Raw genomic sequence first — 18291 nt, 5'->3', positions numbered from 1 at the left:
TCGCCGCCCCGTCGCGGCGCGGCTTCGGCACCCGCCTGCTGGAGCGCGGCCTCGCCGGCCGCGACAGCGCCGCCCTGGCGTACGAGCCGGACGGCCTCGTCTACACCGCGACGGCGCCGCTGCCCGCCGGATTCCGGCCGGAATCCGGGTCCCCGCGGGATGACGACGGACCGGCCGTCGATATCCGGCACGGCGCGGGCTGATCCGGTCCCGCCGGGGCGCGCCCGCTCCCCACCTCCGGCCGTCGATCGCGGCCGACCTGCCGGGTTGCCACCGGTCCGATGGAGCGGTCGGTGCCGTTTAATCCATGGCCTCGACGACGCTTTATCGACGCCGTGCGATCCCGCACCAAGTATATCGCTGAAACGGATTAAATTTTACATTGATCGACTGTGCTCAACCGCACATCTACTTTGTTCGACTGCGGCTATGTTCGAGGCATCGGCTCAGGACGCGGTGTCCCGGCCAGAACGACGAGCACAGGCGGAGCCTCCCATGACGCGGAACCGAACACAGCGTTTCCTGGCCCTCGGCCTCCTGGCCGGTGCCCTTGCGCTGCCGATGGCGGCCCAGGCCGGCGAGGGCGGCAGCGGCAGCCGGCAGGTCGCCGGCGGCGGCCACATGAGTTCCTATGTCAGCGATCCGTCCCACGATCCGCGTTCGCTGCATTCGCAGCGCCTGGGCAGCGGCCAGCTCCTCGGCGCCCCGATGATGCATGACCGGGGCACCGCCACGGTCTCGCGTGGCAGCGTGGTCGATCCGCACTGGGCGTCCGGCCATGTGGAACGCCGCACCCGGCGCTGAGCAGGCCCCCGGGCCGCCCGGACCCCGGTCGGGCGGCCACCTTGCGATCTCCCCGTATCCGATCGGACGCCGCGCCGGGACGGTGCAGCGCCCAAGCTCCCGGGCGCCGATCCCTGTCCGAACCTCGTCCCGGCCCGATCTCCCAGACCCGATCTCTTAGACCCGATCTCCCAGCCCGCCCCAGCCGCAGAGTTCCCGCACGTGAACAGCATCATCCAGGGCATCGCCAGCTTCCAGGGCAGCGTCTTCCCCGGCCAGCGCCAGATGTACCAGCAGCTCGTGCGCGACGGTCAGCACCCGAGCGCGCTGATCATCGCCTGCGCGGATTCCCGGGTCTCGCCCGAGCACATCACCCAGGCGGGGCCGGGCGACTTGTTCGTCTGCCGCAACGCCGGCAACATCGTGCCCCCGGCCTCCGACGTGATCGGCGGCGTCTCCTCGGCGATCGAGTACGCCGTGGTCGCCCTGGGGGTGCGCGACATCGTGATCTGCGGCCATTCCGATTGCGGCGCCATGAGCGGCCTGATGAGGCCGGAGCTCCTGAAGAAGATGCCCAGCGTCGCGGCCTGGCTGCGCCACGCCGAAGCGGCCGAGCGCATCGTCTGCGAGGCCTATCCCGAGGGCATGGACCCGCAGGAGCGTCACCGGGCGCTCGCCCTGGAGAACGTGGTGGTGCAGCTCGCCAACCTGCGCACCCATCCGAGCGTCGCCGCCGGCCTGGCCAAGGGCCGCTTGCGCCTGCACGGCTGGTTCTTCGAGATCGAATCCGGCGCGCTGCTGGCCTATGACGGCACCACCGGGCGGTTCCGGCCGATCGCGGAGGCGGACATGCCGGTGGCCCAGGCTCCCGCTTCGGCCTCCGCCCTGGCCGGCGACCGGGTGCAGGCGGCGTGAGCGGCGTGTCGCTCGCCGGCCTGCGCGACCGGCTCGGGCCGGGCAGCGCGGTCCGGACCAGCCTGGCGCGCGACCTGCCCGCCTCGTTCGTGGTGTTCCTGGTGGCGCTGCCCCTGTGCATGGGCATCGCCATCGCGTCCGGGGTGCCGCCCGAGCGCGGCCTGATCACCGGTCTCGTCGGCGGCATCGCAGTCGGGCTGATCGCCGGCTCGCCGCTCCAGGTCAGCGGGCCGGCGGCGGGGCTCGCCGTGATCGTCTACGGGTTCGTGCAGGCGCACGGGCTCGATGCCCTGGGCCCCGTCCTGGTGGTGGCCGGCCTGGTCCAGCTCGCCGCCGGCGCCCTGCGGATCGGCGGCTGGTTCCGGGCGATCTCGCCGGCCGTGGTGCACGGCATGCTGGCCGGCATCGGCATCCTGATCCTGCTCGCCCAGGTCCACGTCCTGACCGACGCCATGCCCCAGGCGAGCGGCCTCGACAACCTCGTGGCGATCCCGGCCGCGTTCTTCGACTTCGTCACCGGGGCCGGCGACCGTCCCGGCGCGGTGCTGGTCGGGGGCGCGACCATCGCGGCGATGATCGCCTGGGAGCGGCTGCGCCCGAAGCGGCTCCGGCTGCTGCCGGGGGCGCTGATCGGGGTGCTGGCGGGCAGCCTGGTGGCCGGGCTCGGCGGCCTCGCGGTCAAGCGCGTCGTGGTGCCGGACGCGATCTTCTCCGGCCTCGCCCTGCCGAATCCGGAGGCCTGGGCGCGGCTTGCCGAGGCCGAGATCGTCATGATGGCACTGGTCATCGCGGTCATCGCCAGCGCCGAAAGCCTGCTCTCGGCCGCCGCCGTCGACCGCATGCATCACGGCCCCCGGACCCGGTTCGACCGGGAACTGGGCGCGCAGGGCATCGGCAACCTGATCTGCGGGCTCCTGGGCGCCCTGCCGATGACCGGGGTGATCGTGCGCTCCTCCGCCAACGTGCAGGCCGGGGCGGTCACCCGGGCCGCCACGGTGATGCACGGGCTCTGGATCCTGGCCTTCCTGGTCGCCCTGCCCTGGCTGCTGGCGCTGGTGCCCACCGCGAGCCTCGCCGGCATCCTGGTGGTCACCGGCTGGCGGCTGGCGAGCCCGGTCCACGGCCTGCACCTGCGGGCCCGCTACGGCTGGACCACCGCGGCGATCTGGTTCGCCACGATGGCAACCGTGGTGGCGGTGGACCTGCTGAGCGGGGTGCTCACCGGGCTGGCCCTGAGCCTCGCGCAGACCCTGCCGAGCCTGCGCAAGGGGCGGCTGCGGATCGAGCACGCCGCGGCCCCGGAGGTCCCGGGGGTGCCGGAGCTGCGGCTGTCCGGGGCGGCGACCTTCCTGCAGCTGCCGACCCTGACGGCGGCGCTGGAGCGCACCCCCATTGGCGGCGAGGTCCGCCTCGGCACCGAGGACCTCGCGGCGATCGACCATACCTGCCTGGAGATGATCGGCGACTGGGCGAGCCGGCGCATGGCCGCCGGAACCCGCGTCGCGGTGGTCGGCGGATCGGGCCTCCCGCACGACCGCCTCGCCGCCGCGGTCGCCGCCCCCGCGCAGTGACCGTGCGGTTCCCGCAAGGCGAGACGCAGCCCCCGCCGCACGGCGCGACGGGGGCTGCGTCTCGGCGTATCGGCGAAGGAATGGCGGCCGACCGGTGATCGCCGGCCGGGTCGATGATTGTGATGGCCCGCACCGGACCTCCGATCCGCGATCTTCGCCTCCGGTTAAGACTGAATCTTCGCGCCCTCTTAAGACGCCATCGCCACACTCGCCCGGCCCACCCGCTGTCCGGGATCCGCCGGACGCGCGTCCTCGGCAGGGAGCGTCGCCGATGTTCAGGTTCCTCGCGGTCCCGGTCGCCTGCCTGGCCCTGGCCGGAGCCGCCGCCGCGCAGGACCAGGCCGTCGTGGCCGGAGCGATGCCGATGCCGGCGAGCCCCGCTCCGGAGGTTCGGCTCCCGGACCCCGGGGCCCGCCTCGACAGCCTCGCGCTCCGTCACCCGGAGCCCGAGGCCGCCCAGACCACGGCCTCCCTGAAGAGCCCGGCCGACCTGCCCCGGGAGGCGCTCGGACCCGCTCCCAGGGCCGCCCCCAGGCCCTGGTGCGCGCAGGAGCGGCGCGTCGGCACAGGGGCCGGATTCTGCCTGATCAACTAGAGCCGTTCCCGATGCGACGCGCTCGCCGCCGCCGAACCGGTATCCCCTTCGGCGGCGCGCGCTCGCGGTCCGGGACCCGGCAGCGTGCTCAGGGGGCAGCGGCGGCCGGGAGCGGATCCGGAAGACCCGCGTCCCCCTGCGGGGCGTCGAGGGACGCGACCAGCAGCACCAGGAATGCCGCCACGATCGCCGCGGCGGCGAGCACCCGCGTGAGGATCTCCGCGTGCCCGCGGGCGGCATGGATCACCGCACAGCCCAGCGCGAAGGCACAGGCCTGAGCGGCCGGTGTCACCAGCGCCATCGTCATCGGGCCGCCTCCCGGAGGGCGGAGCGGGATCGCGCGGCGCTGGGCATCCTTCACGACCTCCAAGCCGGCCCGCACCGGAGCCGCCCGTCCGGTAAGCCCGGCCCGCACCGGCTCGGGTGCGGGCCGGGACCCTACGCGCGGACGGTGCGCCGGCGCCTCCCCCATATGGGTCGAATACCGGCTGCAACCGGGTCCGGCGCGCCGCTCCGAAGGGGCGGTGTCACGCCATCGTGACCGGCCGCGGATCGCTCGATCGGTTGGCGATCCGGGACCGCCGCGGCCTCACGCGTCCGGATCGTAGCCCCGGACGGGCCGCGCCATCCCGGCGCCGGCCTCCAGCCCGGCCAGGGCATAGGTGGCCTCGGCGACCCGGAGCAGGGGACCTCCGGGGCCGGACCGCTTCCACAGGCGGGTGTTGAGGGCCGCCACCGGATCGCGCCCCGGCAGGGTGAAGCCGCGGGCCAGGAGGATCTCCAGGATCTCGCCCGCGTGCAGCGGCCGGCCGGCCGCCAGGATCGCCCCGCAGGCCGCCTCCACCAGCGCCCGGCCGTAGCGGCGGGCGCCGGCGGCATCCTCCGTGAAGGCGATCGCGGGCGGGATTCCGTTCGGCCCGGCCTCCGGCTCCAGGCGCCGCGGCTCCAGGCTCTGTGGCTCCCGGCGCTGCGGCACGGCCTGCAGCCCGACCGGACCGGCCTCCGCATCCTCGAGATCGGTCCAGGCGGGGCGGGCAGACGGCTGCGCGATGTCCGAGCGGCCGGTCTCGGCAGCGGCGGCGCGGGCGGCCGGCGCTTGCCGGAGCGGCGGCTGGACGGCGCGATCCGGCCCGTCCCCCCGCCCCGGATCGGCGACGGCCGGGCCACCCTGCGCACCGCTCAGGCGCCGGCCGAGTTCCAGGTAGAGGACGAGGTCGGCGATCTCCCGGTCGATCGCCTCGCGCTGCCGCCGCAATGCGGAGAGCCGGGCCTCGATATCCTGTTCCGACAGACCCATCCGATGTTCCCTTCACCCGAACGGAACGTCTAGCTCATTCCGTTCGCAGAGGGAACATTCTTTCCGAACCGCCGCGCCGCGATGCATTCCCACCAATGGGACAAGGGGAACAAAGAGAACAAAGAGAACAAAGAGAACAAAGAGAACGGATCACATTCCCTTCTGGCGTACCTTCATTCCCTTCGCGGAGGCGGGGCGCGGCGGCACCAGCAGCGCGCTCGGGTCGGCCGGGTGCAGGGTCAGGCCGCCATCGTCGAGCACGAGCGGCAGGCGCGGAAACACCTCGCGCAGATGCGCCAGATCGGCCTTGAAGGCCTGCCGGAAACTGCGGATCGAGGCGTTCTCGGCGCCGAACTGCGCGTGCAGGTTGTTCCAGGTCAGCCGCAGCGGGCGCTGCAGGGACCGCAGCCGGTAGCCGGTCCAGAACAGCAGGTCGAGCTTGCGCGCCGAGCCCGAGAAGGCCCGGGCCGCTCGCACGTCCACGGGCAGCGCGTGCTTGATCAGCGTCTCGTAGAATTCCAGATCGAAGCGGACCGTCCGCCCCGCCTCCTCGTCGCCCTCGCCGGCGCGCGGACGCCACAATTCGAGGCTGCGGAACGGCGGCACGTTGAGGGTTGTGGCGCTGTCGCGCCCATCCCAGAGGCCGATCTGCATGGTGCAGGCGGCCAGCCGGTTCAGCTGCTCCTTGAACTGCCGGATGGTGCCGCGCTCGCCGCCCGTGACGGCAAACCCCATCTCGCGCATGAAGCCCGAGAGCGTCTCGGCGACCTTCACGGTCGGGCTGCGCTGGCGCACCGCCTCGGTGCAGAGGTGCAGCAGCACCAGCCTGGCCTTCGGACCGTAGGGCAGCCCCTGCGGCGCGAAGGCGCCGGTCTCCGGATCCTTGATCCGCCCGGCCATCAGGCTGAGCGAGTTGCGCCCGTAGGTGCGGGAGAATTCGCGCACCGGACCGGGATCGCGATAGGGCAGGCCGCAGAGCGCCAGCACCGAGTGGATGTGCTGCAGGCTCGACGGCAGGGCCGGCTCGTTCTCGATCACCAGGCGGACCGCGTCGCGTCGGCGCTGGTCGCGCGATAGCTGGGCCCGGCGGAGTTCCTGCTCCCCGAGAACGGCGGCCTGCGCGTCGCGTTCGCGCTGGCGATGCAGCACGTGCTCGACGATCTGGGCGAACAGGAAGCCGCCGCGCGCCGCCTCGATCTCGGCCCGCAGATCCGCGTCGTGGATCCCTGCGATTTTCTCCTCGATGCCCATCGTCCCTCAGCCCGAGCCGCACGCCGACACGTCCCTCCCGGAAGGCGGAGGGGCGGCCCGATCCTGCCATGCCACGATTCGACGGCCGGGGCTCCGGTCCGGTCCGGCTTGTCCCGGCAATCCACGGTTCCCCGGGGTTCTCGCGCGGGGTTGCGGCGCAGAGTTGCATACGGACGGATCGGGGACATCGGCCCACGCAGAGTTCGATACGCCCGGGTCCCGGCCGTCTATCCCCGCATTCCACCGTTCCGGGCCGGAATCCGCGCCGAATCCGATACGGAACCGCGCAGAATCCAATGCACCCCCCGGCTGGATCTGCGCAGACTCCGATACGGTGTCGCGCAGAGTCGCATGCGCATCCGCGCAGAGTCGGATACGAAAAGCAGGCTCAACCCTCTGACGAAGATCATGAATTCGGCACCCCATATAGTCTTCCGAACTGACTCTCTGAAAGATTCCATCTTGATAATCTTCCTACTTAACGCGGCGCTCGTTCGGTCTGAAGAACACACTCGGTTCCGTCGACATACGCATGGTTTGAAGGGAATATCCCGGATCCATCCACAGGCCGGGGCGCCCGGGGAGAAGTTGGCATTCAGGGAATCCGGGTCCGGGGCGCCCCGGACCCGATGTTTCCGACGGCGTCGGGTTGACGTGGGCTGTGCCGCCCGGTTTCTCGGACCGACCCATTCTGGAAAGGCCGTCCCGATGCTCCCCTCCCCGATCGCGTTCCGATGACCGGCCGCCGCAACGACAGCCGCCCGGGCGGCCCGCCCCGGTCCGGGTTTCGGCCCGGCTTCCGGTCCGGCGGGCGTCCCGGCGGATCCGGGCCGCGGCCCGAGTCCGGGGGACCCGATGGCGCCGCGGTGCTGTACGGCTGGCACCCGGTGGTCCAGGCGCTGGGCAACGCGGAGCGCGGCCTGCACCGGCTGCTCGCCACCGAGAACGCGGCGGCCCGGCTGACCGAGGAATTCGGCGATGCCCTGCGCATCGCCCCCGAACTGGTCCGACCGAGCGAGATCGGCCGCCTGCTCGGGCCGGACGCGGTCCACCAGGGCCTGTATCTCGAGGCCGAGCCCCTGCCCGCCCCGGGGCTCGACGACCTGCCGGCCGACGCCCTTCTGCTGGCCCTCGACCAGATCACCGACCCGCACAATGTCGGGGCGATCGTCCGCACGGCCGCGGCCTTCGGGGTCGCCGGCATCGTCACGACGGTGCGGCACGCGCCGGGCGCCACCGGGGTCCTGGCGAAATCCGCTTCGGGTGGGCTGGAGCACGTGCCCTTCGTCACCGTCCGCAACCTGGCCGAGGCGCTGATCGAGCTGGGCGAGCGCGGCTACACGCGGATCGGCCTCGATTCCGACGCACCCGCGAGCCTGGACACCCTCACCGTCGCCCGTCCGCTGGTGATCGTCCTCGGAGCGGAGGGGAAGGGCCTGCGCGAGCGGACCCGGACCTGCTGCGATATCCTGGCCCGGATCCCGTTCTCGGGGGCGATCCGCAGCCTCAACGTCTCGAACGCGGCTGCGATCACGCTCTACGCCCTGGGCCGGCCGCCGGCCTGAAGGACCGCCGGATACGGCGCGGAAACAAAAATTCGCCCGCCCGATTCTGGGGATGACCTAGGCAAGTCCAGCACCCTGCCGTAGACGTCGGCAGTAGAGGGGGGCGTGGGCTGGTAGGCGTGCGCTGAATGCTGGACGATGCTTTGACGTATGGCGGTGGGGCCTTCAGCCTGATCGCCGTCGGCGTGTGGCTGTGGCTCGCCCGGCGGGCCTTCCCGAACTTCGAATCCTTCGTGAAGGGGTTCGACGACGAGCTGCGCCTGGGCGCGAGCCCGGAGGAACGGGCCCGCACCGCCCGCTGGCACCAGGTCCGCCAGGCTGCCGTGGCCCTGACCGCAGTCGGGGCGCTGTGCCTGTCGATCGGACTGGCGATCCCCGACTGAGCGGACACGATCCGGGATTCGCAAGGTCGTCGGCCTCTCGCGGGTGCGGGCGGGGCCCGCTCTCCTCAGGGGCTGCGCCCCGGAACCCCGCCGAAGGGTTGAGCCCTTCGGAAACCCCGACGGGCCGCTTTACGGCTCGGCCCGGAATCCGGCGAGCGGGGCGGTGAGGGTGCAGACCAGCCCGTCGCGGTGATAGTCGAGCGCGGCCCGGCCGCCGACCGCCCCGGCGAGCCCCCGCTCGATCAGCCGCGAGCCGAAGCCCCGGCGCGTCGGCAGCGCCACCGGCGGGCCGCCGCTCTCGCGCCAGACCAGGGTGAACACCGGGTCCCCGGCCGTATCGGAAGCCGGGTCGGGGGCCGTGTCCCATCCGACGTCGACCCGGCCCGTCTGCGTCGAGAGCGCGCCGTACTTCGCCGCGTTGGTGGCGAGTTCGTGCAGCATCAGGGCCAGCGACAGGGCGGCCGCCGGCCCGATCAGGAGATCGGGGCCGTCGAAGCCGAACCGGCCGGGATCGTCCTGGTGCAGCGCCAGGCTGCCGGTCACCACCGCGGCGACGCTGGCGGCCTCCGGGCGGCCGGCGAGATGGCCGGCCAGCAGGATGTCGTGGGCCTTGCCCAGGGCGACCAGGCGCGCCGCCAGGGCCTCGCGGGCCGTGTCGATGTCGGGGGCGTTGCGCAGGGTCTGGGCGGCGATCGCCTGCACCAGCGCCAGGGTGTTCTTCAGCCGGTGCGACAGCTCGCTGTTGAGCAGGTTCTGGTCCGCCTCGGCGCGCTTGCGCGCCTCGATGTCGGAGACCGCCACCACGGCGCCCACGACTTTGCCGGCCGGGTCCCGGATCGCCTCGCCCGCGATGGCGATCCAGCGGCGCGTCCCGTCGGGCTGCTGGTAGCGGACCTCCAGCTCGGCCCGGGCCGCCTCGCCCGCGCAGATCCGGGCGAGCGGGAATTCCTCCGGCGCCACCGGTCTGTCGTCGGCGTGGTAGGCGACGTAGGCGCCGTACGCCGCACTGTCCGGCGCATAGACCGTGTCGTGGCCCAGCACCTCCCGGATGCGCCGGTTGCCCATGACGATGCGGCCGGAGGGCGCCTCGGCGAGCAGGATCCCGACCGGGACCGTATCCATCACGGTGGCGAGCCGGGCCTCGGCCGCGCCGACCTCCCGGGTCTCGGTGAGGCTTGCCGCGACCGTGCCGGCGATCAGCTGCACGACCGCCAGGTCATCCGGTGTGAAGGCATCCGGTGTGAAGGCATCCGGTGTGAAGGCATCCTGCGTGAAGGCGTCGGCCCGGGCGGCGCGCAGCTCGAGGATCCCCGACGCCGCGCCGCAGAGCTGCACGGGAACCGTGAGGGCGGCGTGCATGCCGGGTGCCGGCGGCAGCTCCGCCGGCGGCAGCTCCGCCGTCCGCAGGTCTGCCATCCGGTCTGGGCCGGGGGTCGCCGCATGGGCCGGCAGCGCCGGCTCGGCCGACCCGCCGGCGAGCGGCCGGCGCAGGCCGACCTGGTGGGCGAGGCTACCGGCCGCCGAGCGGTAGACCAGATCGGACCCCTCGCGCAGGGCGGCGGCCCCACCCTCGGCCTCCGGCACGGCTGCCAGGGCGGCAGCCACCAGGAGATCCAGGATCGCCCCGCGGTCGCCGGCACCCGGCAAGGCCGCCACCAGATCCGCCACCACGGCCCGCTGGGCCAGCAGGCGGTCGCGTGCCGCCCGGGTCTGGCGCAGCTCCAGCCGGGTCGCGGCCAGCTGCGCCAGGGTGGCCAGGTCCTCGGCCGCCTCGGGATCGAGCCCCCCGGGCCGGGGGGCTGTGTCGAGCACGCAGAGGGTGCCGAGGCGCCGGCCCGCCGGGGATTCCAGCGCGGCGCCTGCGAAAAAACCCAGCGCCGGTCCGGCCGCGCGGCGCGGGTCGGCGCGGGCCGGCGCATCCGCCGTCAAGTCGGGAATGACCAGAACGCCCGGGCCGTCGGGGATACGCGCGAGGATACCGGCGAGCGCGTCTGTGGGCGCAAGGATGCCTGCGGGCGCAAGGATGCCTGCGGGCGCAAGGATGCCTGCGGGCGAAAGGATGCCGGCCCCGAACCCGTCCGCGGCCTCGGACCGGGGCCGGTCCCCGGTGTCGAGGCTGAGTAGAGCCATCGGGGCCCCGCAGGCCCGGCGGGCCATGCGGAGAAGGTCCTCGAAGCCCGGTTCCGGCGCGGGATCGGGGACGGCGCCGGCCACGGCCGCGCGGCGGTACGGGTCCCGGGTGTCGGACCTGGTGTCGGACATGGCGGCGTGCGCGGCGGCGTTATCGATGGGCGCGGATACTGCCGCCTCCGGGGCAACGATGGCGGCAGCAAGGCTGACCGCGAGAAAATCGTGACCGGGATCGTTATCGCGCACGTCGAGTGCGGGTTTTCGCGCTGAGGCGCGCGCGAAAACCCGATGGCTCGTCTTGAATACCGGGTCCGAGATCGGGCCATCGGCGGGTGCGAGTGCGGGTCGTCTCGGCTCCGGTCAGCCGGACACCGCCACGGCGTGCGCTGCGATCGCGCCCGCCGTGGTGATCCAGACCCGGTCCCGATGGGCCGCGATATGGGCGAGCGCCGCCCGCAGCGGTCGCAGCCGGTGGGGCTGGCCGACGATGTAGGGATGGAGCGCGATGCCCATCACCAGCGGCGCCGCGGCGGATTGCTCCAGCATCTCGTCGAAGGCGTCGACGAGCGCGTCGGCGAAGTGGCGGCCCGTCTCCTTGCGGGCGACGATCGCCGGGATGTCGTTCAGCTCCTGGGGATACGGAATGGCCAGGATCCGGCCGCCGCCCCGGGTCGCCATCCAGGTCGGCTGGTCGTCGTGGCACCAGTCGAGCAGGTAGCGGTAGCCGGCCTCGGCGAGCAGGTCCGGCGTCACCCGCGACTGCGAGATCCAGGGGCCGAGCCAGCCGGCCGGCGCCCGGCCCTCCGCCCGGGTCAGGATCGCGGTGGCCTCCGCGATCAGGGCGCGCTCCTCCGCTTCGGACAGGGTGCCCTGCCGCTCGGCATTGGTGCGGCCGTGCCCGACGATCTCGTCGCCGCGCGCCCGGAACGCCTCGATCAGGCCCGGGCAATCCCGGTAGAGCCGGCTGTTGACCAGCACGCTCGCGGGCAGGCCGAGGCCGTCGAGGGTGTCCCGCAGCCGCCAGGCCCCGACCCGGTTGCCCCAGTCGCGCCAGCCGTAATTGAGCACGTCCGGCTGCGGCCCGCCCGGGGCGAGCTCGGCCCCGAGCCCCGCCCCGAAATCGAAGGTCTCGAGGTTGAGCCCGACATAGACCGCGAGCCGCCGGCCCCCGGGCCAATCGTAGACCGGCCGGTCCGGGAGGGCGCTGTAGCGGTAGCGGCCGTGCTGCGCGGCCGAGGGAGCATCATCCATCGCGGGTCCAGTGTCCGGGGGCGCCCGGGCAGATAGGCCGGATCCGATCCGGCGCCATGCCTGTCCGGCGCCATGCCTGTCCGGCGCCATGCCTGTCCGGCGCCATGCCTGTCCGGCGCCATGCCTGTCCGGCGCCATGCCTGTCCGCCGTCATGCCTGTTCCGGCAGGCGGGCCTGCTGTACCGGGGTCGGCACGGGACCGCGCGGCGGTCCGGGTGTCGAGAAAGGATCCACCGTGCCGCATGCCGCCACAGCTCGGGAGGACGGGCGTCCGGTCGTCTCGGACATCGCCGCGCGCCTCGAACGGCTGCCGATGTCGCGCTACCAGCGAAAGATCTTCGCGATCATCGCCTCCGCGTGGCTGGTCGACCAGATCGACGTGGCGCTCCTGACCTTCCTGCTCGGCTCGATCGTGGTGGCTTTCGGGCTGAGCCCCACGGAGGCCGGCCAGCTCGCCGCCATGACCTTCGCGGGCCAGCTCGTCGGCAACATCGTCGCCGGCACCGCCTCCGACCGGTTCGGCCGCAAGGCGGTGTTCCAGGTGACCATGGTGGTCTGGGGCCTCGCGAGCCTCGCGGCGGCGACCGCCTGGAGCCTGCCCGTGCTGATGGCCTGCCGGTTCCTGATCGGGGTGGGCGTCGGCGGCGAGGCGCCGGTGGCGCAGGCGATGGTCTCGGAGATCGTCCCGGCCCCCGTGCGCGGCAAATACATCGCGATCCTGGAGGGGTTCTGGGCGGTGGGCTACGTCCTGTCCGGGGCGATCAGCTTCTTCGTGCTGCCCTATCTCGGCTGGCGCTGGGCCTTCGTGGTGGTCGGCCTGCTGTCGCTGGTGGTGCTCGCGGTGCGCCGCTCCATGCCCGAATCGCCCCGCTGGCTCGCCGAAACGGGCCGGCACGCGGAAGCCGACGCCGTGATGACCACGATGGAGCGCGCGGTCGAGCGCGCCACCGGCCGGCCCCTGCCCCCAATCACCCCGCAGGTCGCCGCCGCGGTGGCGGAGACGGTCGCCGATCGGATTCCCGGGCCCCGGCTGAGCGCGGTGGCGACCCTGTTCGCGCCGGCCTACCGGCTGCGCACCGTGATGGCCTTCGGGTTGTGGTTCTTCGCGCTGATCGGCTTCTTCGGGCTCAATTCCTGGATCGCGGTGCTGCTCAAGGAGCGCGGCTTCTCGATCGTCGGCTCGGTGGGCTTCGTGACCCTGATCACCCTGGGCGGCATCCCGGGCTTCGCCGCGGCGGCCGTGCTGCTCGAGCGGATCGGCCGCAAGCCGACCACGGCCCTGTTCCTGATCTGCGCGGCGGCCGCGGCCTGGCTGTACGGCAATGCCGGCGGCGATCCCGTGCTGACCGTCGCCGGCGTCACGGTCACTTGGCTGTTCGTCGCGGGCTTCGTGATGCAGTTCTTCATGTTCGGCATGTGGAGCTGCCTCTACGCCTACACGCCGGAGCTGTACCCGACCCGCGCCCGGGCCACCGGGGCCGGCTTCGCCTCGGCCTTCGGGCGGATCGGCGCCATCCTGGGGCCGATGATCGTGCCGGTGCTGGTGCGCGATTACGGCCCGGCCACCGCGTTCCAGGTCGGCGCGGGCGGTTTCCTGATCGCCGCCCTCCTGGTGCTCACCCTCGGGGTCGAGACCCGCGGCAAGGTGCTGGAGGCGGTCTCGCATTGACGAGACCCGCCTGCCAGGGACGAGATCGGGTTTCCAAAGGGCTCAGCCCTTTGGCGGGGTTCAGGGGCGGAGCCCTTGAGCGCACGGCCCGAGGCCCGATAGCAGGGCTCCGCCCTGCACCCGCACAAGGTCTCGACCTTGTGGATCCCGTCACAACCATGGAGTCCCAAAACAATGCCCGTCGTGGACATGCGCAGCCGGCCGACCTTCCTGCACACGTTCTTCGGCGCCGAGCCCGACACGCCGGAATTCGGCGTCGCCCGCTGGCTGAACGCCCGGGTCGGCAGCCGCGAGGTCGAGCACTTCACCCGCGGCGCCACGATCGAGGGCTTCCGCGCCGAGATGGACGGGGCCGGGATCGACGTCGCCGTGATGGTCGCCCGGTCGGTCCCGGGGGTCCGGGTCTCGAACGACGCCCTCGCGCAGGCCGCCGGGCACGATCCGAAGCGGCTGATCGGCATCGCCTCGGTGGATCCGGTCAAGCTCGGCCGCAAGGCCGCGGTGGCGGAGGCCAAGCGCACCGTGACCGAGCTCGGCTTCAAGGGGATCAACCTCGATGCCGGCTTCTACCGCGAGGGCATGCGGGCCGACGACGAGCGGCTGATGCCGCTCTACGAGCTGTGCGAGACGCTGGCGGTCCCGGCCTTCGTGATGTCCGGCCCGACCACCCCGGACCTGCGCCTCAACGACCCGCTGGCGGTGGACCGGGTCGCCCGGACCTTCCCGAAGCTGCCGATCGTGTGCTGCCACGGGTTCTACCCGCACGTGGCCGAGATGGTGACCGTGGCCTTCCGCAACGAGAACGTCTTCGTCTCCCCGGACATGTACACGTTCGCGCCCGGCGGCGGCCTCTACGTGGAGGCGGCGAACGGCTTCATGAAGGACCAGTTCCTGTTCGGCTCCTCGTTCCCGTTCCGGGCGATGGGCCAGGGCGTCGCGGATTTCCGCGCGCTCGGCCTGTCGGAGGACGCCCTGGACGCCGCCCTCTGGCGCAACGCCAACCGCCTGCTCGGGCTCGGCCTGGCCGAGGCTTAGTCCCGGGTTTCCAAAGGGCTCAGCCCTTTGGCTGGGTTCAGGGGCGAAGCCCTTGAAAACAGCGGGCTCCGCCCGCACCCGCAAAAGGTCTCAACCCTTTTGAATCCGGGACTTTGCCGTCAGGCGGCCCGGACGTTGGCCAAGAAATCGCCGACGGCGCCGCGCAGGGCGCTGGCCTGCCGGGCCAGGTCGCTGGCGGCGTCGAGCACCTGGGACGAGCCGTGGCTGGCCGTGCCGGCCGCCTCGCCCACGCCGGCGATGGTGCCCGAGACCGCGCGGGTATCCTGCGAGGTCTGGCCGGTGGTGCGGGCGATCTCGGCGGTGGCCGCGCCCTGCTGCTCGACCATGGCGGCGATCTCGGCCCCGATCCGGGCGAGGGTGCGGATCACCTCGGTGATGCCGCCGATCGAGCGGACGGAGGCCTCGGTGGACCCGGTGATCTCGGCGACCTTGGCGGCGATCTCCTCGGTCGCCCGGGCGGTCTGGCCGGCGAGGTTCTTGACCTCGGCGGCCACCACCGCGAAGCCCCGGCCCGCCTCGCCGGCCCGGGCCGCCTCGATGGTGGCGTTGAGGGCGAGCAGGTTGGTCTGGCCGGCGATGTCCGAGATCATCGCGACGATCTCCCCGATGCTCCCGGCGGCCTGGGCGAGGCGGCGGACCTCCCCGGCCATGCCGTCCGCGTCCCGGGTCGCCGAGGCCGCGAGGTCGGCCGAGGCTCTGACCTGCACGCCGATCTCCCGGACCGAGGCCGTGAGCTCCTCGGTGGCCGCCGCCACGGTGTCGGCCGAGCGGGCGGCCGAATCCGCGGCGCCGGCCACCGCCCGGCTGAGGTCGGTGGTGTCCTGCGCGGCCCGGGCCATGCCGTGGGCGGAGGCCTCCAGCTGCTCGGCGGCGGCCGAGACCGCCGCGACGATGCCTCCGACCTGCCCCTCGAAGCTGTCGGCGAGGCTCAGGGCGGCGGCGCGCTGCGCGGCGGCATTCTCGGCGGCGAGGCGCTGCTGCGCGGCCCGGGCGAGCCGGCGCTCGGCGACGCTGTCGCGGAACGTCACCGCGGCGTCGGCGATCGCCCGCACCTCGCGCGGGCCCCCCGCCGGGATGGCCAGGTCGGCGCCCGGCCCGTCGTGTCCCTCGCCCCGCCCGATCGCCGTCAGCACCCGGGCCATCCGGACCAGGGGCCGCGCGATGGCCGTGCCGAGCCAGAACGCGAAGCCGACCGAGAGCGCGAACAGGGCGAGCCCGCCCGCGATCCAGACCGTCAGCATCCGGTCGGCCCGGGCCCGCACCGCGCCGGCGGCGGCCACCAGGTCGGCGGTCAGCCGGTCCTCGACGCCTTTGAGGGCGTCGATGCGCTGGGTGGCGAGCCGGAACCAGGCCGGCGCGTCGCGGAAGGCGAGGGTCGTGCCCGGCATCGTCTCCTGCGCGGCGCTGCGCAGGCGTGCCACCTCCCGCGCCGGCTCGGTCGCCTCCGCGGCGTCCAGCAGCGCGGCCTGACCCTCGACGGCCCCGGCCCGGAACAGGGCGCCGTAGGTCGCCTGATCGGCCGAGAGCGTGGTGAGCCGGCGCGCGGCGGGGAGGTCCAGGCTGCCGGAGGCGAACACCGCCGAGGCGGCGGCCCGCTCCTGGCCGGCGGCCTCCTTCAGCGCCAGGAACGCCGCGTAGGCGTTGGCCCGGGCCGCGATGCCGGCCTCGTCGATCACGCCGCCCATCGCCCGGACCACGCCCAGCCCCTCGCCGATCAGGCCGGTGTAGAAGCCCGTCGCCTGCGGCGCGGTGAGGCCCAGGGCATCGACCGCCCGGCGCTGGGCCGCGAGCCCGGTGAGCCCCTGCGCGAAGCCCTCGGCGCGTGCCGCGAAGGCGGGGCCGAAGCCGGTCGCGGCCGCCATCGCGTCGGGGAGCCCGGCCAAAGCCGCGTCGGTGCGGCTGCGCTGGGCCGCGAGTTCCGGCCCGAACTGCGCCCCCCTGGCGCCCAGGAACAGGCTGGAGGCGCCGCGCTCGCGCTGGGCCTCGTGGACGAAGGCGCTGATCCGCGAGGCGAGGCCGACGAGGGTCTCGACCCGGTCCATCTCGGCCCGCCGCGCCCATTGGTCGGACACCGCCCACCCGGCCGCCCCCGCGAAGGCAAGGCAGGGCGCGAGCGCCACCGCGAGGATGCGCGCGCGGAGTGAGGAGAGGACGGCCATCGGAACCCGGAATCCTGCAACGTTCGCCGGAATCATCCGGGACGGTTATAAAAACACCGTTAGGGTGGAGGGGTTTGGCCCGGCCTGCAATGCACAATCAGGCGGCAGTCCCGACGGTCGGTGCCGCCTCGGCAAGCCGTTCGGCCTCAAGCCGTTCGGGATCATGCAAATCGGCCTCATGCAAATCGGCATGCAGGTCGCCCCAGACCTTGAGCGCGTGGATGACCGGCTCCAGGGTCCGCCCCCGCTCGGTCAGACTGTACTCCACCTTCGGGGGCACCTCGGCGTAGACCTTCCGGGCGATCAGGCCGTCCGCCTCCATCTCGCGCAGCTGGTTCGTGAGCATGCGCTGCGTCACGCTCGCCAGCCGCCGGCGGATCTCGTTGAAGCGCAGGGTCCCCTCTAGCAGGTGGTAGAGGATCACGCCCTTCCACTTGCCGTCGATGAGCCGGAGGGTGGCCTCGACGGCGCAGCCGGGGCTGCAGTTGCCGCTATGGTGTCGGGTGCGGGGCATGGCGGGATCCCAAGGCGATCGTCGGGCGGTATCATTCTCGGCACTATCGGCGTTTTATGTGCGTACTTGCGCGCCGTGAAGGCGGACGGCATCTCCGTGCGGGTCAGTCGGAGGAGATTGCGATGCGCGCCGTCGGGTACAGAAAATCCCTGCCGATCACCGAGGCCGAGGCCCTGGTCGATTGCGACCTGCCCCGGCCCGATCCCGGCCCCCGCGACCTGCTGGTGAAGGTCGAGGCGGTCTCGGTGAACCCGGTCGACACCAAGGTCCGGGTGCGGGCCGAGCCCGAGGCCGGCGGGGTCAAGGTCCTGGGCTGGGACGCCGCCGGCACCGTTCTGGCCACGGGTGCCGAGGCCGAGGGCTTCTCGGTCGGAGACGCGGTGTTCTACGCGGGCGACCTCACCCGGCCGGGGACCAACGCCGAATTCCATTGCGTCGATGCGCGCATCGTCGGGCACAAGCCCGCCGGCCTCGACTGGGCGCAGGCCGCCGCCCTGCCGCTCACCGCGATCACCGCCTGGGAGGCCCTGTTCGACCGGCTCGACGCCAAGAAACCGGTGCCGGGCGCCGCCCCGGCGATCCTGATCGTCGGCGGGGCGGGCGGCGTCGGCTCGGTGGCGATCCAGCTCGCCCGGCAGCTCACCGACCTCACCGTGATCGCCACCGCGTCCCGGCCGGAGACGGCGGCCTGGTGCCGGGATCTCGGCGCCCACCACGTGGTCGATCATGCCAAGCCGCTCTCCGCCGAGGTGGCGGCCCTGGGCCTCGGCGCGCCGGGCCTCGTGTTCTCGACCACCAACACCGACGCGCATCTCGCCGAGATCGCGACGCTGATCGCCCCGCAGGGCCGGTTCGCCCTGATCGACGATCCCGCGCAGCTCGACGTGGCGCTGCTCAAGCGCAAGAGCCTGTCGCTGCACTGGGAGTTCATGTTCACCCGCTCGATGTTCGGCACCTCCGATATCGCCGCCCAGGGCGCGCTCCTCGACGAGGTCGCCCGGCTGGTGGATGCGGGGCGCCTGCGCACGACCCTGGGCGAGCATTACGGGCGGATCGACGCCCGGAACCTGCGGCGGGCGCACGCGCTGATCGAGAGCGGGCGCGCCAAGGGCAAGATCGTGCTCGAAGGCTTTGCGTCGTGAGGCGGGCGCC

General features: G+C 73.1%; 16 protein-coding genes and 1 pseudogene. 10 read left to right on the top strand and 7 right to left on the bottom strand.

Annotated features, from left to right (window positions below):
* The 5 genes and pseudogenes from FV242_RS20550 to FV242_RS34700 form a co-directional block, all read left to right on the top strand.
* Positions 1–203: pseudogene (locus FV242_RS20550) on the top strand (hypothetical protein); the annotation flags it as partial.
* 292 nt (positions 204–495) lie between these two features.
* Entirely contained in the window at positions 496–804 is a 309-nt protein-coding gene (locus FV242_RS20545) for a hypothetical protein (RefSeq protein WP_147910802.1), read from the top strand.
* Positions 805–1005: 201 nt separating this feature from the next.
* Positions 1006–1698: a carbonic anhydrase gene (locus tag FV242_RS20540; RefSeq protein ID WP_147940186.1), complete on the top strand. Its 693-nt coding sequence runs from the start codon at positions 1006–1008 to the stop codon at positions 1696–1698.
* A gap of 5 nt (positions 1699–1703) precedes the next feature.
* The gene (locus FV242_RS20535; RefSeq protein ID WP_147940188.1) at positions 1704–3269 is read left to right on the top strand and encodes a SulP family inorganic anion transporter; all 1566 of its coding nucleotides are present in this window, start codon (positions 1704–1706) and stop codon (positions 3267–3269) included.
* A 271-nt stretch (positions 3270–3540) separates the two neighbouring features.
* The gene (locus FV242_RS34700; RefSeq protein WP_147910804.1) at positions 3541–3864 is read left to right on the top strand and encodes a hypothetical protein; all 324 of its coding nucleotides are present in this window, start codon (positions 3541–3543) and stop codon (positions 3862–3864) included.
* Positions 3865–3952: 88 nt separating this feature from the next.
* On the opposite strand, the gene FV242_RS20525 is transcribed toward FV242_RS34700, so the two are convergent.
* The 3 genes from FV242_RS20525 to FV242_RS20515 all read right to left on the bottom strand — a co-directional run bounded on the left by FV242_RS20525 (position 3953) and on the right by FV242_RS20515 (position 6412).
* The gene (locus FV242_RS20525; protein WP_147910805.1) at positions 3953–4171 is read right to left on the bottom strand and encodes a hypothetical protein; all 219 of its coding nucleotides are present in this window, start codon (positions 4169–4171) and stop codon (positions 3953–3955) included.
* A 282-nt stretch (positions 4172–4453) separates the two neighbouring features.
* Positions 4454–5161: a hypothetical protein gene (locus FV242_RS20520; protein ID WP_147940185.1), complete on the bottom strand. Its 708-nt coding sequence runs from the start codon at positions 5159–5161 to the stop codon at positions 4454–4456.
* 150 nt (positions 5162–5311) lie between these two features.
* On the bottom strand, positions 5312–6412 hold the full coding sequence (locus FV242_RS20515; RefSeq protein WP_147940184.1) for a replication protein RepA: 1101 nt from the start codon (positions 6410–6412) through the stop codon (positions 5312–5314).
* Positions 6413–7146: 734 nt separating this feature from the next.
* Between FV242_RS20515 and FV242_RS20510 the strand changes: the two genes are divergently transcribed.
* Positions 7147–7977: an RNA methyltransferase gene (locus tag FV242_RS20510; RefSeq protein ID WP_147940183.1), complete on the top strand. Its 831-nt coding sequence runs from the start codon at positions 7147–7149 to the stop codon at positions 7975–7977.
* Between the two features lie 128 nt (positions 7978–8105).
* Complete coding sequence (locus tag FV242_RS20505; RefSeq protein ID WP_147940182.1) at positions 8106–8360, top strand: hypothetical protein; 255 nt, start codon at positions 8106–8108, stop codon at positions 8358–8360.
* Positions 8361–8489: 129 nt separating this feature from the next.
* Here FV242_RS20505 and FV242_RS35185 read toward each other — a convergent pair whose 3' ends face one another.
* Together FV242_RS35185 and FV242_RS20495 are read right to left on the bottom strand one after the other, a co-directional pair.
* Entirely contained in the window at positions 8490–10622 is a 2133-nt protein-coding gene (locus tag FV242_RS35185; protein WP_210248946.1) for a sensor histidine kinase, read from the bottom strand.
* Between the two features lie 228 nt (positions 10623–10850).
* A complete protein-coding gene (locus FV242_RS20495) occupies positions 10851–11741 on the bottom strand; it encodes a polysaccharide deacetylase family protein (protein WP_147940181.1) in 891 nt (296 codons plus the stop codon).
* 235 nt (positions 11742–11976) lie between these two features.
* On the opposite strand from FV242_RS20495, the gene FV242_RS20490 reads away from it, so the two are divergent.
* Together FV242_RS20490 and FV242_RS20485 are read left to right on the top strand one after the other, a co-directional pair.
* Positions 11977–13410 (top strand): MFS transporter, encoded by a 1434-nt coding sequence (locus FV242_RS20490; protein ID WP_147940180.1) that lies wholly within the window; start codon positions 11977–11979, stop codon positions 13408–13410.
* A gap of 174 nt (positions 13411–13584) precedes the next feature.
* A complete protein-coding gene (locus tag FV242_RS20485; protein ID WP_147940179.1) occupies positions 13585–14445 on the top strand; it encodes an amidohydrolase family protein in 861 nt (286 codons plus the stop codon).
* A 119-nt stretch (positions 14446–14564) separates the two neighbouring features.
* Here the strand turns inward: FV242_RS20485 and FV242_RS20480 are convergent, their stop codons facing one another.
* The gene (locus FV242_RS20480; protein ID WP_147940178.1) at positions 14565–16625 is read right to left on the bottom strand and encodes a methyl-accepting chemotaxis protein; all 2061 of its coding nucleotides are present in this window, start codon (positions 16623–16625) and stop codon (positions 14565–14567) included.
* Positions 16626–16722: 97 nt separating this feature from the next.
* Positions 16723–17139 carry a helix-turn-helix domain-containing protein gene (locus FV242_RS20475; protein ID WP_147940177.1) on the bottom strand — a complete coding sequence of 139 codons (417 nt, stop codon included), beginning with the start codon at positions 17137–17139 and terminating at the stop codon, positions 16723–16725.
* Positions 17140–17261: 122 nt separating this feature from the next.
* Between FV242_RS20475 and FV242_RS20470 the strand changes: the two genes are divergently transcribed.
* Entirely contained in the window at positions 17262–18281 is a 1020-nt protein-coding gene (locus tag FV242_RS20470; RefSeq protein ID WP_147940176.1) for a zinc-binding alcohol dehydrogenase family protein, read from the top strand.
* Positions 18282–18291 lie beyond the last annotated feature (10 nt).

Origin of the sequence: Methylobacterium sp. WL64, assembly GCF_008039945.1 — a bacterium.
In the GTDB taxonomy this organism is placed as follows: Bacteria; Pseudomonadota; Alphaproteobacteria; order Rhizobiales; family Beijerinckiaceae; genus Methylobacterium.
This window is presented reverse-complemented; position numbering and strand designations above follow the sequence as displayed.

Coding starts and splice junctions, on each gene's coding strand:
- FV242_RS20545 (WP_147910802.1), top strand. CDS start 496: ATGACGCGGAACCGAACACAGCGTTTCCTGGCCCTCGGCCTCCTGGCC.
- FV242_RS34700 (WP_147910804.1), top strand. CDS start 3,541: ATGTTCAGGTTCCTCGCGGTCCCGGTCGCCTGCCTGGCCCTGGCCGGA.
- FV242_RS20525 (WP_147910805.1), bottom strand. CDS start 4,171: ATGACGATGGCGCTGGTGACACCGGCCGCTCAGGCCTGTGCCTTCGCG.
- FV242_RS20520 (WP_147940185.1), bottom strand. CDS start 5,161: ATGGGTCTGTCGGAACAGGATATCGAGGCCCGGCTCTCCGCATTGCGG.
- FV242_RS20515 (WP_147940184.1), bottom strand. CDS start 6,412: ATGGGCATCGAGGAGAAAATCGCAGGGATCCACGACGCGGATCTGCGG.
- FV242_RS20510 (WP_147940183.1), top strand. CDS start 7,147: ATGACCGGCCGCCGCAACGACAGCCGCCCGGGCGGCCCGCCCCGGTCC.
- FV242_RS20505 (WP_147940182.1), top strand. CDS start 8,106: ATGCTGGACGATGCTTTGACGTATGGCGGTGGGGCCTTCAGCCTGATC.
- FV242_RS35185 (WP_210248946.1), bottom strand. CDS start 10,622: ATGTCCGACACCAGGTCCGACACCCGGGACCCGTACCGCCGCGCGGCC.
- FV242_RS20495 (WP_147940181.1), bottom strand. CDS start 11,741: ATGGATGATGCTCCCTCGGCCGCGCAGCACGGCCGCTACCGCTACAGC.
- FV242_RS20485 (WP_147940179.1), top strand. CDS start 13,585: ATGCCCGTCGTGGACATGCGCAGCCGGCCGACCTTCCTGCACACGTTC.
- FV242_RS20480 (WP_147940178.1), bottom strand. CDS start 16,625: ATGGCCGTCCTCTCCTCACTCCGCGCGCGCATCCTCGCGGTGGCGCTC.
- FV242_RS20475 (WP_147940177.1), bottom strand. CDS start 17,139: ATGCCCCGCACCCGACACCATAGCGGCAACTGCAGCCCCGGCTGCGCC.
- FV242_RS20470 (WP_147940176.1), top strand. CDS start 17,262: ATGCGCGCCGTCGGGTACAGAAAATCCCTGCCGATCACCGAGGCCGAG.